The sequence below is a fragment of the Nonomuraea sp. GTA35 genome, assembly GCF_041950525.1.
GTDB lineage: Bacteria > Actinomycetota > Actinomycetes > Streptosporangiales > Streptosporangiaceae > Nonomuraea.
On record NZ_JBGNUV010000011.1, the window covers coordinates 345,011 to 360,460 of the forward strand.

Genomic DNA, 15,450 nt, shown 5'->3' on the forward strand with positions numbered 1-15,450 from the left:
TGCGGTGGCAGGGGGAGACGATGTTCTCAGCGGTCGAGTACGCCAAGCGTTACGAGACGGTGCCCGACAAGCAGACGGTCGAGCAGTTACAGAAATTCGTGGACGTCTCCGGGCTGAGTGGGGACGAGCAGTTCGTGGTGGCGTTGCTGAACGCCGTCTCGGCGCCCGACTTCCCTCTCGCGGCCACGATGCGGGAGATCCGCAAGGCGCTCGCGGAGGCCGCGGAGATCCGGGAGCTGGGGGACTGGTGGAAGGAGAAGCTCGACGCCTATGTCGCGAACATCGGCGAGGAGCCGTTCGAGATCGCGACGTTCCTGCGGGAGTGCATGAGCGGCGGGCTCTCGCTCGATCACAAGGACGCGGTGGCGGGGCAGACGCTGCTCCTGCCCACGCCGCTCCTCCTCGTCCGGCAGCCGGTCTTCGAGGAGCGGGCGAACGTGGCCGGCCTGCTGGGCGGCTACCGGTACCAGACGGACGTGATCGAGGTCGGCATGGGGCTGTTCGAGATGGCCGCCGGGCTGCGGACGGAGAAGGACTTCAGGGGCGCCTCCAAGCTGGGCATCCTGCAGTTCGCCACGAGCGACCGGGTCGCCACCTACGAGGGCGTGACGGTCAGCAACAGGTTCACCAACGCCTTGGACACCAGTGATCGGCCCTGGTACAAGGGCGTGCACGCGCCGATCGCCCCAGGCGCGCCGACGGCCGTGGCGCCCAACGACGCGCCGCGATGGGGTCTTCCGAAGGTCTGGGCCAAGGGGCAGAAGCTTCGTGGCATCACCATCAGGGACACCTTCGTCACCCACGCCGTCGTGGAGGTCGCGCAGAACAAGTTCCACAAGTTCTTCACCTGCGAATGGGCCTTCACGGTCGACTACGACGCCTCGGACCCCGGCGCCGCCAGGGCGAGCTACCAGGTGACGGGACAACGGTTCGAGAGCGGTGAGATCGCGCTGAGCGGCCAGGAGCCGCTGACGGGCGGCTATCGGGATCAGGTCACGACGTAGGCAAGCAGGGGAGCGCGCAGGTCGCTCGTGGCTCAACCGCCATGGATTCGGCCCCGAACGGTCAACGGCCGTTCGGGGCCGATTCGGTTGGGCTGCTCAGCCGGCCGGCCAACCCGTCCGGGCACGTCCGAGCCCGTCCGTGCCGGTCTGAGTGCGTCTGAGCTCGTCCCGGCCCCTGTTGGACACCGGGAGCGCGGGTCTTCACTGGCGGTGACGCGGCGATCGGCCGCACGGACGAAAGGACCTGTCGTGATCGACAACGAGCGCAACGAGCCGTACGAAACCCCACAGCTGATCGAGATCGGCGAGTTCGGGCAGCTGACCCGCGGCTACGGAATGCTCAACATGGACGGGATCTACTACTACCCGGGCTGAGGCCACCGTGCCCATCGAGTCCCGCAGGGCCCGGTGCGGGTCCGCACAGCCATCACATCCCAGGAGAAAGGCATCAGTCATGATCGGTAACGAACCGTACGAACCCCCGCGGATGCTCGACATCGGACAGTTCGAAGAGCTGACCTGCGGTTCGGCGGGACCGCACCTGGACGCGTGGTTCTACTTCGGGTGAGACGAGGAGTCCGGTGCGTAAGCTGAGCGGTGGGGAGTTCGCGGTGCTGCCCGACAGCGCCGCGGGCGAAGCCCTCACTGAGACGTTGCACGGCGCAGTCGTGCTGAGCTACGCGTCCGGCCGTCCCTGTCTGCTGGCCGCCTCGCCAGGCGAGATCGTCACGGCGGAGGTCGGCCACGCGCGGCTGGCGGTGATCGGCACGTGTCCGGTCACCGCCGGCCGGCTGCGGCGGACGGCGGCGCGGCTCGGGTGCCTGGCGGACACCGATGCGGTGGCCGCGGCCCTGCCCGGCAGTTTCCATCTGGTCGCCGTCGTGGGCGGGCAGGTCCGGGTGCAGGGCACCGCCTCCGGCATGCGGCGGGTGTACTACGCGCGGACCGGCGGGGCGGTGGTCGCGTCCGGCCGGGCGGCGCTGCTTGCCGCGCTGACCGGGGCGGCGGTGGACGAGCAGGCTCTGGCGATGCGGTTGCTGATGATGGTGCCGCCCGCGCTGGCCGAACCGCTGTGGGAAGGGGTCGCCATGGTGCCGCCCGGCGAGGCGGCCCACATCGACGCGGACGGGGTACGGCTGCGCTCCTGGTGGCGGGCGCCGGAGCCGGAGGTGCCGCTGGAGGAGGGCGCTCCCGTGGTGAGGGCGGCCCTTGAGGAGGCCGTGGCGGCCCGGATCGGCGAGGGCGCGGTGGTGGCCAGCGACCTGTCCGGCGGGCTGGACTCCACACCGGTCAGCTTCCTCGCCGCCGCGACGGCCGGGCAGCGGTCGGCGAAGCTGATCACGCTCGCGCTGGCCATCGACGATCCCGAACATGACGACCCGCGGTGGGCGGCCCGGGCGCGGGCGCACCTGCCCGGCGAGCATGAGGTGGCCCGGTCCGGCAACCTGCCCAGGTGGTTCGCCGGAGCGGCCGAGGTCGTTCCCGGGCTGGACGAGCCGACGCGGTGGCTGCGCGCGCTGGCCCGCGATCTGGCGAGTTCGGCGCTGCTGGCCGGGCGAGGAGCGGCCGTGCGCCTGACCGGGCACGGCGGTGACGAGGTCACCCTGCTGCCCGCCTGCTACCTGCACGACCTGGCTCGCCGCCACCCTGCGGCGCTCTGGCCCCACCTGCGCGAGCAGCGGTCCCGAGCCCGCTGGCCGCTGTGGGCGAGCATCCGCGAGCTGGCCGACCGGCGTCCCTACGCCGCGTGGCTGGCCGATCAGGCGCGGACGCTCAGCGCGCCGCTGTCCCGTTTCCGGCCGGACTTCGGCTGGGAGCACCCGCTACGCCTGCCCGACTGGACGAGCGAGGCCGCCAAGGACGCGGTCCGCCGGCAGCTCGTCACGTGCTCGGCCGAGCCGTACTCTCCCCTGCGCGCCCAGCACCTGAGCCTGTCGAGCGTCCGTTCCATCGCCGCCTCCGTCGACGGCGCGCAGATCATGACGGGCCGCGTGGGCGCCACCGTACACGCCCCCTTCCTGGACGACCACGTCGTCGCCGCCTGCCTGGCCGTACGGCTGGACCAGCGGGCGGCGCCCGGCGCCTACAAGCCGCTCACCCGGGCCGCGATGCGCCCGGTCATGCCGGCCGAATGCCTCGAACGCACCACCAAGGGCGAGTTCTCGGCCGACATCTACCAGGGCCTGCGCCGCCACCGTGACCAGCTCCTGGCCCTGCTCGACGGTTCGCTGCTGGTGGAGCGCGGCCTGGCCGACGCCGCCGCCCTGCGGCGGGCCTGCGTACGCACCCCGGCGGAGGGCGGGCCGGGCGTGCTGGCGCTTGACGTCTTCATCGCCACCGAGAACTGGCTGCGAGCCCTGCTCGCCCACCCCGCACAGGAGGAGTCGTGCGTGTGAGCCTGCACCCCGGCGTCACTCTCACCCCGATCGACGAGGTCGCCGTGCTCCTGGACGAGCGCACCGGCCGCTACCGCCAGCTCAACGCCACCGCCACGCTCGTCCTGCGCAGCCTGCTGGCGGGACACGGCCCGGCCGGGGCCGCCCGCGAGCTCGTGCGAACCCATCCGGACGCGACGCCCACCGCCGAGGCGGACATCGCCGCGCTCGTCGAGCAGTTGCGTGCCGCGAACCTCATCGTCGAGACCGCCGACGGGGAGCAGGCGCGATGAGCGTGCCCATGGTGCCCGTCGACCGGCCCCGTCTCAGCCGGCACCGCCGTCTTCCGGCGCTGGCCGCGGTGGCCGTCGCGCACCTGATCGCCCGCCTGCCGCCGGGGCGGATCCGCGCGGTGCTGACGTTCGCCCGCCGCGGCGCCGTCCCGGCCACCGCCCTACAGGCCAGGGCCGCCCGGGACGCCGTCATCGCCGTCAGCCTCTCCTGCGCCGGGCAGGGCTGCCTGCCCCGCTCCATCGCCGCGGCCCTGCTGTGCCGCCTGCGCGGGACCTGGCCCACGTGGTGCGCCGGCGTACGCGTCCACCCGTTCGCCGCGCACGCCTGGATCGAGGCCGACGGTCGTCCCATCGGCGAGCCACCCGTTCACCACCATCGCACCATCGTCGTCGCCCCGGTCGGTGCCGAGGGGTGACGGCGTGATCCGCATCGCGTCGAGCGGGTGCCGGGGCCGATCGCTCCGGCCGCCGGCTCAGGCGACCCGGGACGAGCTCGCCGCCCAGGTGTTGCAAGCGCCAGGTTTGCCCGCCTTGTACCCCTTGTCGAGCCAGTAGCGGCGGTTCTCGGTCTTGCCCTGGAACCTGTTCTTCCAGAACTCCGGCACCTTGATGACGGGCTTCCAGTCCTTGACCTGGCGCCCCACCGCCTTGGCGGACACGCCGGAGAAGCAGTCGATCTGCAGGTAGTAGCGGCGGTTGTGCTCGTTCATGACCGCCTCGGACGCGCCGTTCTCCAGCGCCCACCACGCCCGCCCGATGCCGCTCTGCCCGGTCACCACCCCGCCCCACGTCCGCACGACGGACGTGAACACGGCCACGTCGTTCTTGGCCTTGATCCAGTCGTCGGCCAGCCGGACGCGGATCTGCGTGGCGCAGATCTCGGAGAAGGAGCCGGTCACGTCCATGCCGGTGGAGCAGGACTCCTTGTCGTCGGCGTCCTTGAACACCACCTTGACCGGGGAGAAGCCCTTGATGGCCGGCTTCCACGCCTTGTTCAGGCAGCCGACGAGGGTGGTGACGTACTTCCTGGTGGAGGCGCTGCTCGTGCCCTTGTTCAGCTTGCAGGCCACCTTGGGCAGCTTGGCCGCCTTGTAGAGGGCGTTGTGGGTCAGGTCGGGAGCGCCCTTGACCGGTTCGGCGAGCGCAGGGGCGGAGAGGAGGGCCAGGCCCATGGCCGCGCCGGCGGATAAACGCATGATCATAGAGCGGGATCCTAGGGGGTGACAGGGGATGCGGCGCTATCGGAGCGCGTTGTGCAACTGGACGCGGGAGGTGGCGCCCAGCTTGGCGTAGATCTTCGCCAGGTGCGCGCCCACCGTGCGGTGCGAGATGTAGAGGCGCTTGCCGATCTCCCTGTTCGTCAGCCCCTCGGCGGCCATCTGCGCGATCTGCAGCTCCTGCGCGGTGAGGAGCTCGCTGGTGGCGGCCTGCCGTTCGCTGCTGCGCTCGCCGGCGGCGCGCAGCTCCCGCCGGGCCCGCTCGCCCCACGGGGACGTGCCGAGGGCGTCGAAGGTGTCCCGGGCCGCGCGCAGGTGCTGCCGGGACTCCGCGGCGCGGCGCTGCCGGCGCAGCCACTCGCCGTAGGCCAGCTCGGTGCGTGCCCGCATGAAGGGCCGCCGCGTCAGGTCCGCGGCGAGCGCCGCGCGGAACAGGTCCTCGGCCTCGTCCTGCCCCGCGAGCACCGCCCTGGCCAGCCGCAGCCCGTCGTGCAGGGACGGTGACGTCGTGGTCCGCGCCGCCGCCTCCATCCGGGCGAGCACGCCGGCCGCGTCGCCGGGACGCTCGCCACGCCGGGCCGCGTCGGCGAGATCGGCGACCGTGTGGCAGCTCAGGGCGAGCTGGTACGCCGGATCGGTGACGTCGTGCATGCGCAGGAGCCGGGCGAGCGCCTGCGGGTAGTCGCCCGCGCCGAGCGCCGCGAGTGCCCGCGCGTGCTGGGCCGTGGCGAGCACGTTGCGGGCGCTGACCCGGGTGCCGAGCCGTTCCGCCTCGGCCGCCAGCTCGTCGGCCTGGTCGAACAGGCCGCGCAGCGCGGCGATCTTCGCCTGCGTGGCGAGGACGAGGCCGAGCAGGAACGGCTGGCCGGTCTCCTCCGCCAGCCTGCCCGCCTCCTCGGCCGCGGGCAGCGCCACCGTGAGGTCGGCGAGCTGCGCCGCCGCCCACGCCTGCGCCGCGAGCGCGCGGGCCAGCAGTTGCAGGCGGCCCTGCTCGCGCAGGCCGGCCAGCGACGCGGCGGACTGCGCGATGGCCACGTCGAAGGTGCCGACGAGCACCGCGACGCTGCCCACCAGCCGCGCCGTCCGCGGGTCGGGGACGGACCGCGCGAGCAGCCGCTGCGAGCGCTCGATGACCACCGCTCCGCGGGCGACGGGGGCCGCGTAACCGAGGATGGCGATCAGCCGCGCGTCCAGCGGATCGAGCGGGAGCCGCTCGGCCACCTCGACGATCCGGTTCCTGGCAGGCATGCCGGGCTCGGTCCAGAAGCAGCGCAGCGCGGCGCTCCAGAGGATCCGCACCGCGAGGTCGATGTCCCCGTCGGAGGCGACGGACTCGGCGAGGTCCGCGAGCGCCGAGGCGTCCATGCTCCCGCCGCGCAGGCCGTCGTCGAACGCGGCCCTGATCCAGGCCAGGCGCGCCCGCCGTTCCCGTGACAGCTCCAGCTTCCCCGCCTGGTCGAGAAGCCGGTCGACGATCTCCGGGTGGCCGAGCTCGACCGCGCCGTCCGCGGCGCGCAGCAGCCGGTCGGCCCGCCGGTCCGGATCCACGCTCAGCCGCGCGGCCTGCTCCAGAGCGGCGACGACCGCGGCGCCGCTGCCACGGCGCTGTGCCCGGGCCGCGACCGCCTCCAGCGCGGTCGCGATCTCCTCGTCCGGCCGGTCGCTGGCGGCCGCGAGGTGCCACGTCCTCCGGTCCGGCCGGTCGGCCAGCACTCCGGCCAGGGTCCGGTGGATGTCGCGGCGCCGCGCGGCACCCGCGGCCTGGTGGACGGCGGAGCGGATGAGCGGGTGGTGGAACGCCGTCCGGCTCTCGTCGTCGCTGAGGAGGCGGGCCTCGACGGCGGGCGCGAGGTCGGCGGCCGTGACGGGCAGGCCCGTGAGCGCGCGCGTGGCGGCCAGCGCCTCGTGCGGGTCCGCGCTGTCGTTGAGCGCGGCGACCTCCAGCACGGCCCGCGTGGCCTCCGGGAGCGCGGCGAACCGCCGCGTGAACGCCTCCTCCAGCCTGGCCGTGAGCGGCAGCCACGGCCCGGTGAGGACGGCGGTGTCGCCGGTGCCGTCCACCGCGGCGGGCAGCTCGATCAGCGCCAGCGGGTTGCCCCGCGCCTCGGCGAGCAGCCGCCCGCGCACGGCGGCGGGCAGGTCGCCCGCGTGGGCGTCGAGCAGCGCGGCGGCGTCCTGCTCGGACAGCGGCGGGACGACCAGATCCGGCAGTCCAGCCCCGTCCAGCGGCGTCGCCATGCCGGTGCGGGCCGAGGCGAGCAGCAGGATCGGCTCGGACTCCAACCGCCGGCCGAGGAAGGCCAGCACCCCCGCGGTGGACGGGTCGAGCCAGTGCGCGTCCTCCACGATCAGCACGACCGGGCCGGCCTCGGCGGTCTCGGCGAGCAGGTTCAGCACGGCGAGGGCGACGAGATAGCCTTCCGGCGCGCTCGCCTCGACGATGCCGAGCGCCGCCCGCAGCGCCCTGCGCTGGCTGGGCGGCAGCACGTCGAACTGGTCGCGCACCGGCCGCAGGAGCTGGTGCAGCCCGGCGTACGGCAGGTGCGCCTCGGCCTCCACGCCGGCCGTGGTCAGGACGCGCAGGCCGGCCCCGCGCGCGGCCGCGGCGGCCTGCCTGAGCAGGGCCGACTTGCCGATGCCCGGCTCGCCCCGCAGCAGCAGTGACGCGCCGCCCTCGCCCACCGCGGCGATCAGCCCGTTGAGCCGGCCGATCTCCCGGTCCCGTCCGATGAGTCCCACGCTGCACAGGCTAACGACCCGCTCTGACCTCCTCTGATGCGGCCGGGCAGCCGCGCGATGGTCACATGACCGATGCGGCGCGGGCCGTGCGGCTCGTAGCGTCACTCTGATGACCGGCCGCTCGGGCATTCGGCATGGCCCGAGCAGGCGGAGAGGGAGGAACGCGATGCCCGCGACAACCGGCAGGACCACCGCGCCGGACGGTCTCGTGACGCCCCCTGCGGGTGCCGGCGGCAGGCCGCAGGAGCGCGGACGGGAAGCAGGCACGCGGCTCTACGGCCGCGACCCCGAGCTGCGGCTGCTGTCGGACCTGACCTCCCGCGGCCTGGCCGGGGCAGGGGGCGCCCTGCTGCTGCGCGGCGAGGCGGGCATCGGGAAGACCGCCCTGCTCGGCGCGGCCAGGGACGCCGCCGTCAGGCAGGGCGCCCGCGCCCTGTCGGCGGTCGGCGTGCAGTCGGAGGCGTCGGTCCCCTTCGCCGGGCTGCACCAGCTCCTCCGGCCGGTCCTCGACCGGGCCCCGGCCCTGATCCCCCGGCAGCGGCAGGCGCTGCTCGCGGCGTTCGGGATGGCCGAGGGCGTGGCGCCTGAGCTGTTCTCGGTCGGGCTGGCGTCGCTGGAGCTGATCAGCGGCCTGGCCGAGACGGCGCCGGTCGTCCTGGTCGTCGACGACGCCCAGTGGGTCGACGGGCCGAGCGGCGAGGTCCTGGCCTTCGTCGCCAGACGGCTGGACACCGAGCGGGCGGTCATGCTGCTCGCGGTGCGCGACGGGCACGACACCGTGCTGAACGACGCGGGCCTGCCCGAGCTGGCGCTGGCGCAGCTCGACGACGACGCGGCGGGCGCGCTGCTCGCCGCGCGCGCCCCGGGGCTCGCCCAGGCCGTCCGCGATCGGCTGCTGGCCGAGGCCGCCGGCAACCCGCTGGCGCTGGCCGAGCTGCCCGCGGCGCTGAGCGGGGACGGCGTCAGGCAGGCGTCGGCGCCGTGGCTGCCGATCACCCGCCGCCTGGAGCGCACGTTCCTCTCCCGCGCCGCCGGCCTGCCGGCCGCGGCCAGGACCATCCTGCTGATCGCCGCCGCCGACGACGAGGGCGACCTCGCCGAGATCCTCAGGGCCGCGGAGCTTCTGGACGGCACACCCCTCTCGGTCGGCTCGCTGGAGCCCGCCGTCCAGGCCCGGCTGATCGAGCTGGACGGCTACGACGTGCGTTTCCGCCACCCCCTCATCCGCTCCGCCCTCTACCAGGCCGCCACCCCGTCCAGGCGGCTGGCCGCGCACGCCGCGCTGGCGGCGGCGCTGGACGGCCACCAGGAACGCCGGGCCTGGCACCGCGCGGCCGCATCCCCCGGCCCTGACGACGACGCCGCGCTCGAGCTCGAGGCGGCCGCGCGCAAGGCACTCGCCAGGGGAGCGCCGCGCGCCGCCGCCGTGGCCCTGCGCCGGGCGGCGCAGCTGAGCGCCGCGGACGGGAGCCGGGGCCGCCTCCTGCTGCGTGCCGCGGAGATCGACTTCGAGCTCGGCGACGCGGCCGCCGCACGCCGGAAACTCGCCGAGGCCAGGTCGGCGAGGCTCGCGGAAGGGGAACGGCTCCGCCTCATCCTGTGGACGGAGGCCCTCAACGAGGAGAGCTGGTACAGCCCGGAGCGGGTGCGCGTCTTCGCCGACGTGGCGGACCAGCTCGCCGGCAGCGAGAGCGACGGCGCCGCGCTGGCGCTCAGGGCGTTGTGGCCGCTGTCCATCGGCTGCTGGTACGGCAACCCCGCCCAGGAGACCCGCGACCTCGTGGTCAAGACGGCGCGGCGCCTCGGGAGGGGCGACGGCGACCCCATGGTGCTGTCCATCGCCGCCTGCGCGGACCCGGTGAAGGAGGCGGCGTGGGTCCTCGGCGAGATGCCGGAGGTCGTCCCCGAGTCCGTCGCCGACCCCGCCGAGCAGCACGCGCTGGGCGCCTCGCTGACCGCCATCTGGGCCTTCGACCTCTCCTGGCCGTTCCTGTGCGCGTCCGTGGACGGCCTGCGCCGGCAGGGCCGGCTCGGGCTGCTCGGCGAGGCCCTCGCCTCCCAGGCGTGGGCGGCCGTCCACCTCGGCAAGCACCGGCTGGCGGAGAGCGCGGCGGACGAGGCCGCCCGGCTGTCGCGCGACACCGGACGGCCGCGCTGGGCGCTGGTGGCCGACCTGGCCCTGGCGACGCTGGCCAGCGAGCGCGGCGACCAGGAGCGCGCCAACGAGCTCATCCGGACGACGGAGGCGGAGCTGCTCTCGGTCGGCGCCCAGTCGATCCTCGGCTTCGCCCAGTTCGCCCGGGGGCGGCACGCCCTGGTCAACAACCAGCACGGCGACGCGTTCGAGCAGTTCGCCCGGGTCCTGGACCCGTCCGACGTGGCCTACCACCCGTACGTGGGCTACCTGGGGATCGCGGACCTGATCGAGGCGGCGGTCCGCACCGGGCGGGACGAGGAGGCGGAACGCCACCTCGCCGCGCTCGACGCCGTGGCGAAGCGGACGACCTCCCCGTTCCTGCGGGCCATGGCCGCCTACGCCCGCCCGCTCGTCGCCCCCGACGACGCGGCCGAGCCCCTCTACCAGCAGGCTCTGGACAGCGGGCTGTCGCGCTGGCCGTTGCACCGGGCGCGGCTCCTGCTGGCCTACGGCCGGTGGTTGCGGCGCCGGCGCCGCCTGCTGGAGTCCCGCCCGCCGCTGCGGGCCGCGATGGAGAGCTTCGACGCGCTCGGCATCGCGGCGTTCAGCGAGGACGCGCGGGCCGAGCTGCGCGCCGCGGGCGAGGCGGTCGGCCGGCCGGCGCCCGACACGCTGGACCGGCTCACCCCGCAGGAACTGCAGATCGCCAGGCTGGCCGCGAGCGGGATGACCAACCGGGAGATCGGCACGCAGCTCTTCCTGTCCCACCGGACCGTCGGCTTCCACCTCTCCCGGATCTTCCCGAAGCTCGGCATCACCTCCCGGGGCCAGCTCCGCCTGGCGGATCTCGGCGGCGACTGAGGCGCGCTAACCGGACGCGGCACCGGTGCCGAGGGCGGGCAGCAGCCGCAGGGCGTTGCTGGTCGTCAGCGCCCGCCAGGTGGTGCCGGGCGGTTGCGGCGCCTCGTCGATGGACGCGACCTGCGCGGCGGTGCCGGCGGGCGGCGTCCAGCAGTAGTCGCTGCCGTAGAGGATCCGCCGGCTGCCGAACGCGCTCACCAGGGCGGGAACCTGGTGGGGGAACGGCGTGCCCGCCAGGTCCCACCAGAGCCCCGCGAGCTGCTGCTGGACCGCCGGGACGTCGGGGCGGCCGTCCTGGAGTCCTTGGCCGTCCCTGCCCAGGAAGACGGTGCGGAAGAGCTCCATGCGGTCGGCGAGCAGCGGCAGGCTGCCGCCGCCGTGGGTGAAGATCCACCGGATCCGGGGCCAGCGGGTGAGGACCCCGTTGAACACCAGGTCGGCGGCGGCGCGCGCGGAATCGAAGACGAACTCCATCATCGGGCGCGGCCGCCGCGGGACCGGGTCGTGGCACGGCGACGTGGGATGCACGAACACGACCGCGCCGCGGCGGTCGAGCTCCGCCCACAGCGGCGCGAACCGGGCGGCGCCGAGATAGGCGCCGCCGGCGTTGCTCAGCACGGCCAGCCCGTGGCTGCCGAGCTCGTCGAGGGCGCGCGCGGCTTCGGCCAGGGCACCCTCGACATCCGGCAGGGGCAGGGAGGCGAAGTGCCCGAACCGTCCCGGGTGCCGGCGTGCCACCCGCGCGCCGGCGTCGTTGACCTCCCGGCAGAGCGCGCGGGCGGCCCGGTCGTCGCCGAAGTGCACGCCGGGCGAGGAGATCGACAGGATCGAGGTGGCCACGCCCCACTCGTCCATCAGTTCCAGGTGGGTCGCGGCGTCCCAGCGCGGCCAGCCGGGCATGCCGTCGGGCTGGAGGTGACCTGCCGCCCTGGCGGCGGCCACGTAGCCGTCCGTCACGAAGTGGGCGTGCACGTCGACGAGGCCCTCGGCAGGGGTCCGTTCGCTCACGATCGTTCTCTTTCCTTCTCTGGCCGCCGGCGGCGCGGGGCGGGCCCCCGAGGCGGTCCCGCGCCGCCGCGTGGCCTGCGGTCAGCGGGTGGAGAACCCGCCGTTGAGGAAGACGGTCTGGCCGTTGAGCCACCAGCCGTCGGTGAGCAGGAAACGCACCCACGGCACGACGTGCTCGACCTTCGTGAGCTCCCCGTGAGGCGTCTGCGTCCTGGAGTACTCGGCCTCGCCCGGCGCGGCCGCGTCCCAGAAGAACGACGTGTCCATCGGGCCGGGAGCCAGGTTGTTGACCGAGACGCGGCGGCCCGCCAGCTCCTTGGACAGCGCCCGGGTGAAGTGCTCCACGGGGGCCTTGCTGCCCGCGTACACCGAGTACCGGCCGGTGTAGGCGGCCAGCAGGGACGACACGAAGGTGAGGATCCGGCCGCCGTCCTCGATCCGCTTGGCAGTCTCGGCCATGACGAAGAACGCGGCCTTGGCGTTGACCGCGAAATGCGCGTCGTACTCGTCCTCGCCGACCTCGGTCATCGGGTTGCCCCTGGCGAGGCCCGCCGTGTTCACCGTGGCGTACAGGGCGCCGTGACGCTCGACGACCGCGTCGAGCACCCGGCGGATCTCGGCCACCGAGGTCAGGTCGGCCTCTATCGCGAACGCGTCCGCGCCCGCCGCGACGCACGCGGCCACGGTGTCCTCGGCCAGGCCCTTGTCGGCGCGGCGGTGGTAGTGCACGGCGAGGCTCGCCCCGGCGGCGGCGAGGTCACGTGAGATCGCCCCTCCGAGGTTCTTCGCGCCGCCGGTGACCAGGACGGTCTTGCCCCTCAGCGTGTTGTCGGGCATGGGATGTGTCCTTTCCTGCGTGTCGATCGGGGACCGCGGCCATCGTGGTCCGGCCGGTGCCGCGCCTTCTTCCGTCACCTGACCTGTCCGCCCGCAGGTCGGGTGACGGCCCTGGGCGCCGCGCCGCTGACCGGTAACCGGCCAGGTCATCTGGCAGAAGAGGGCTCGAAGCCGCCGGGAACACGATGGACGCGTTCCGAGCGAGGACCGTCCCGCCGCGGCGGGCGGCGCAGAAAGGCGACCCATGAACGATCAACAGCAGGGCAACCCGGCGGCAGGCGACCGGGTGGCGGTGGTGACGGGCGGATCAGGCGGCATCGGCCAGGCCGTGTGCCGGCGCCTGGCCGACGACGGGTACGCCGTCGTGATCGGCTACGCCGGCCGGCCGGCGGAGGCCGAGGCACTGGCCAAGACGATCATCGACGGGGGCGGGCGCGCCGTGGCCGCCCGCGCCGACGTCGGGGACGAGGACGAGGTCGCCGCGCTGTTCGGGACGGCCGTGTCGGCCTTCGGCGGCGTCGACGTCGTGGTCAACACGGCCGGCATCATGGTGCTCGCACCGGTCGCCGAGCTCGACCTCGCGGTCCTGGACCGCATGCACCGCATCAACATCCGCGGCACCTTCGTCGTCGGCCGGGAGGCGGCCCGCCGGGTCAGGTCCGGCGGCGCGATCATCAACTTCTCCTCGTCGATGGTGAAGATCGCCCTGCCCTCCTACGCGGCCTACGCCGCCAGCAAGGGCGCGGTGGACGCGCTGACGCTGATCCTGGCCAGGGAGCTGCGCGGCCGGGACATCACCGTCAACGCGGTGGCCCCAGGGCCGACCGCCACCCCGCTGTTCCTCGACGGCAAGGACCAGGCGTCGATCGATCGCCTGGCCGGGATGGCGCCCCTGGAGCGCCTCGGCGTCCCCGCCGACATCGCCGAGGTCGTGGCGTTCCTGGCCGGGCCGGCCCGCTGGGTCAACGGCCAGGTGCTGTACGCCAACGGCGGCGTCGTCTGACGCCCGCCGACGCAATCCGACGAGACATCACAGGAGCAGGAAGATGACGTCCAAGAAGATCATCATTGTCAGCGGCGCCTCCAGCGGCTTCGGCGCCATGACCGTCCGCGGCCTGGCCGACGCCGGCCATGTCGTCTACGCCGGCATGCGCGACATCACCGGCCGCAACACCGCCGCGGCGCGCGAGGCCGCCGAGTACTCGCGGGCCCACGGGGTGGACCTGCGGCCCATCGAGATGGACGTGTCCAGCCAGGAGTCCGTCGACGCCGCCGTGGCCGCCGTCGTGACCGAGCACGGCCGGATCGACGTCGTGGTGCACAACGCCGGGCACATGGTCCTCGGGCCGCTGGAGGCGTTCACGCCCGAGCAGCTCGCCAGCGTCTACGACACCAACGCCGTCTCCACGCAGCGGCTCAACCGTGCGGTGCTGCCGCACCTGCGCGGGCAGCGGGACGGGCTGGTGGTCTGGGTGGGCTCCAGCAGCACGAGGGGCGGCACCCCGCCGTACCTGGGCCCGTACTTCGCGGCCAAGGCCGCCGAGGACTCCCTCGCCGTCTCGTACGCGGCCGAGCTGGCCCGGTTCGGCATCGACACCGTCATCGTCGTCCCCGGTTCGTTCACCACCGGCACCAACCACTTCGCCAACGCCGGCCACCCGGCCGGCCACGACGTGGCGGCGGCCTACGAGGAGCTCTACGGCGACCTGATGGCCCAGGTCGCGGCCAAGCTCGCCGACCTGGCCCCGGCGGACGCCGACCCGTCGGAGGTGGCCCGCGTCATCGTCCGGGTGGTCGGCACCCCGAAGGGGCGGCGGCCGTTCCGGGTGCACATCGACCCCGCCGACGACGGCGCCGAGACCGTCAACCGGGTCGGCGACCTGGTCCGGCGCGAGTTCTACCGGCGGGTCGAGCTGGAGGACCTGCTCGGCCCCGCTCTCTCCTAGGAGGACCTGCTCATGTCTCACCATCTCGACACGCCGCTCGCGGCGCAGAACGGCCAGCTGTTCATCGACGACCTGTACGTGTTCGCCGGGCCGGGCAGCACGGTGTTCGTCATGGACGTCAACTCCGACATCACCGGCGTCTACGCACGCCCCGGCTTCCACCCCGAGGCGCGCTACGAGTTCAAGGTGCACCTCGACGGCGCCGCCTTCGAGGACCTGACCTACCGGATCTCCTTCGGCGCGCCGGACCGGGACGGGCGGCAGGCGCTGCGCCTGCACGAGCTGACCGGCGCCGCCGCGCGGGAGGACACGGCCCCCGGGGAGCCGGTGCTGGAGGGCAGGACCGGGGAACCGTGCGCCGCCAACGGCATCCGGTTGTGGGCGGGGCGGGCCGCCGACCCGTTCTACATCGACCTGTCGTTGCTGGCCCTCGTGAACGGCGCCGTCGCCGGGGGCACCGTCCCCGACCTGGCCGCCTGGAACCCGCAGGACGCGCAGAACAGCTTCGCCGGCACGACCGTGGAGTCCATCGTGCTGGAGGTGCCGCACTCCCATCCGCTCCTGCGCCCGGGCGCGCGGACCGGGGTGTGGTGCGCGACCAAGCTCGCCACCGACGCCGGCGGCTGGCGCCAGATCAACCGGGCCGGGTACCCGATGATGTGGCCGATCTTCTGGCCGGGCGACACGGACTTCACCAACCCGGCCAACACCCGGCACCCGTCGCAGGACTTCCCCGCCGACGGCGAGCACCTCGCCGGGCTCGTCGCCGCCGTCGCCGCCGGAGCCACCGGCGACCCCGGAGGCTACGGCCGGACCGTGGCCAGGGAGCTGTTCCCCGACGTCCTGCCGTACGTGGTCGGCACGCCCGCGACGTTCGGCTTCGCCGCGCGGAACGGCCGGCCGCCGGCCGACAACGCGCCCGAGGTCATGCTGTCCCTCGTCACCGGCACCGCCGTGCCCTCGGGCCTCACGCCGGCCGTCGCCGCGGGGCAGCGCGCCGGCGCCTTCCCCTACGTCATCCCGGCCTGAACCG

The 15,450-nt window shown here is 74.3% G+C and carries 14 protein-coding genes; 10 read left to right on the plus strand and 4 right to left on the minus strand.

Annotated features, from left to right (window positions below; all coding sequences use genetic code 11):
• The first annotated feature begins 20 nt into the window (after window positions 1-20).
• The 6 genes from ACBJ32_RS40565 (at window position 21) to ACBJ32_RS40590 (ending at window position 4,088) form a co-directional block, all read left to right on the plus strand.
• Window positions 21-1,004, plus strand: a complete 984-nt coding sequence (locus ACBJ32_RS40565; protein WP_375131307.1) for a hypothetical protein — start codon at window positions 21-23, stop codon at window positions 1,002-1,004.
• A 249-nt stretch (window positions 1,005-1,253) separates the two neighbouring features.
• On the plus strand, window positions 1,254-1,379 hold the full coding sequence (locus ACBJ32_RS40570) for a lasso RiPP family leader peptide-containing protein (protein ID WP_357885509.1): 126 nt from the start codon (window positions 1,254-1,256) through the stop codon (window positions 1,377-1,379).
• A gap of 79 nt (window positions 1,380-1,458) precedes the next feature.
• Window positions 1,459-1,572 carry a lasso RiPP family leader peptide-containing protein gene (locus tag ACBJ32_RS40575; RefSeq protein WP_375131308.1) on the plus strand — a complete coding sequence of 38 codons (114 nt, stop codon included), beginning with the start codon at window positions 1,459-1,461 and terminating at the stop codon, window positions 1,570-1,572.
• Between the two features lie 13 nt (window positions 1,573-1,585).
• On the plus strand, window positions 1,586-3,400 hold the full coding sequence (locus tag ACBJ32_RS40580) for an asparagine synthase-related protein (protein WP_375131309.1): 1,815 nt from the start codon (window positions 1,586-1,588) through the stop codon (window positions 3,398-3,400).
• On the plus strand, window positions 3,391-3,672 hold the full coding sequence (locus tag ACBJ32_RS40585) for a lasso peptide biosynthesis PqqD family chaperone (RefSeq protein WP_375131310.1): 282 nt from the start codon (window positions 3,391-3,393) through the stop codon (window positions 3,670-3,672). Before ACBJ32_RS40580 ends, ACBJ32_RS40585 begins: the two co-directional genes overlap by 10 nt.
• Complete coding sequence (locus ACBJ32_RS40590) at window positions 3,669-4,088, plus strand: lasso peptide biosynthesis B2 protein (RefSeq protein ID WP_375131311.1); 420 nt, start codon at window positions 3,669-3,671, stop codon at window positions 4,086-4,088. The genes ACBJ32_RS40585 and ACBJ32_RS40590 overlap by 4 nt, the downstream gene beginning before the upstream one ends.
• A gap of 57 nt (window positions 4,089-4,145) precedes the next feature.
• Here ACBJ32_RS40590 and ACBJ32_RS40595 read toward each other — a convergent pair whose 3' ends face one another.
• Window positions 4,146-4,874, minus strand: coding sequence for a hypothetical protein (locus ACBJ32_RS40595; protein ID WP_375131312.1), 729 nt, complete (start codon window positions 4,872-4,874; stop codon window positions 4,146-4,148).
• Window positions 4,875-4,910: 36 nt separating this feature from the next.
• Complete coding sequence (locus ACBJ32_RS40600; protein WP_375131313.1) at window positions 4,911-7,628, minus strand: AAA family ATPase; 2,718 nt, start codon at window positions 7,626-7,628, stop codon at window positions 4,911-4,913.
• A 166-nt stretch (window positions 7,629-7,794) separates the two neighbouring features.
• On the opposite strand from ACBJ32_RS40600, the gene ACBJ32_RS40605 reads away from it, so the two are divergent.
• Window positions 7,795-10,626 carry an AAA family ATPase gene (locus ACBJ32_RS40605; protein WP_375131314.1) on the plus strand — a complete coding sequence of 944 codons (2,832 nt, stop codon included), beginning with the start codon at window positions 7,795-7,797 and terminating at the stop codon, window positions 10,624-10,626.
• Between the two features lie 6 nt (window positions 10,627-10,632).
• Here the strand turns inward: ACBJ32_RS40605 and ACBJ32_RS40610 are convergent, their stop codons facing one another.
• Window positions 10,633-11,634: an amidohydrolase family protein gene (locus tag ACBJ32_RS40610; protein WP_375131315.1), complete on the minus strand. Its 1,002-nt coding sequence runs from the start codon at window positions 11,632-11,634 to the stop codon at window positions 10,633-10,635.
• Window positions 11,635-11,715: 81 nt separating this feature from the next.
• On the minus strand, window positions 11,716-12,471 hold the full coding sequence (locus ACBJ32_RS40615) for an SDR family oxidoreductase (RefSeq protein ID WP_375131316.1): 756 nt from the start codon (window positions 12,469-12,471) through the stop codon (window positions 11,716-11,718).
• 244 nt (window positions 12,472-12,715) lie between these two features.
• Between ACBJ32_RS40615 and ACBJ32_RS40620 the strand changes: the two genes are divergently transcribed.
• The 3 genes from ACBJ32_RS40620 to ACBJ32_RS40630 are packed head-to-tail and all read left to right on the plus strand — an operon-like array spanning window position 12,716 to window position 15,446.
• Window positions 12,716-13,474 carry an SDR family oxidoreductase gene (locus ACBJ32_RS40620; protein WP_375131317.1) on the plus strand — a complete coding sequence of 253 codons (759 nt, stop codon included), beginning with the start codon at window positions 12,716-12,718 and terminating at the stop codon, window positions 13,472-13,474.
• Window positions 13,475-13,517: 43 nt separating this feature from the next.
• On the plus strand, window positions 13,518-14,417 hold the full coding sequence (locus ACBJ32_RS40625; RefSeq protein WP_375131318.1) for an SDR family oxidoreductase: 900 nt from the start codon (window positions 13,518-13,520) through the stop codon (window positions 14,415-14,417).
• A 12-nt stretch (window positions 14,418-14,429) separates the two neighbouring features.
• Window positions 14,430-15,446: a DUF4331 family protein gene (locus ACBJ32_RS40630; RefSeq protein ID WP_375131319.1), complete on the plus strand. Its 1,017-nt coding sequence runs from the start codon at window positions 14,430-14,432 to the stop codon at window positions 15,444-15,446.
• The last annotated feature ends 4 nt before the right edge of the window (window positions 15,447-15,450 follow it).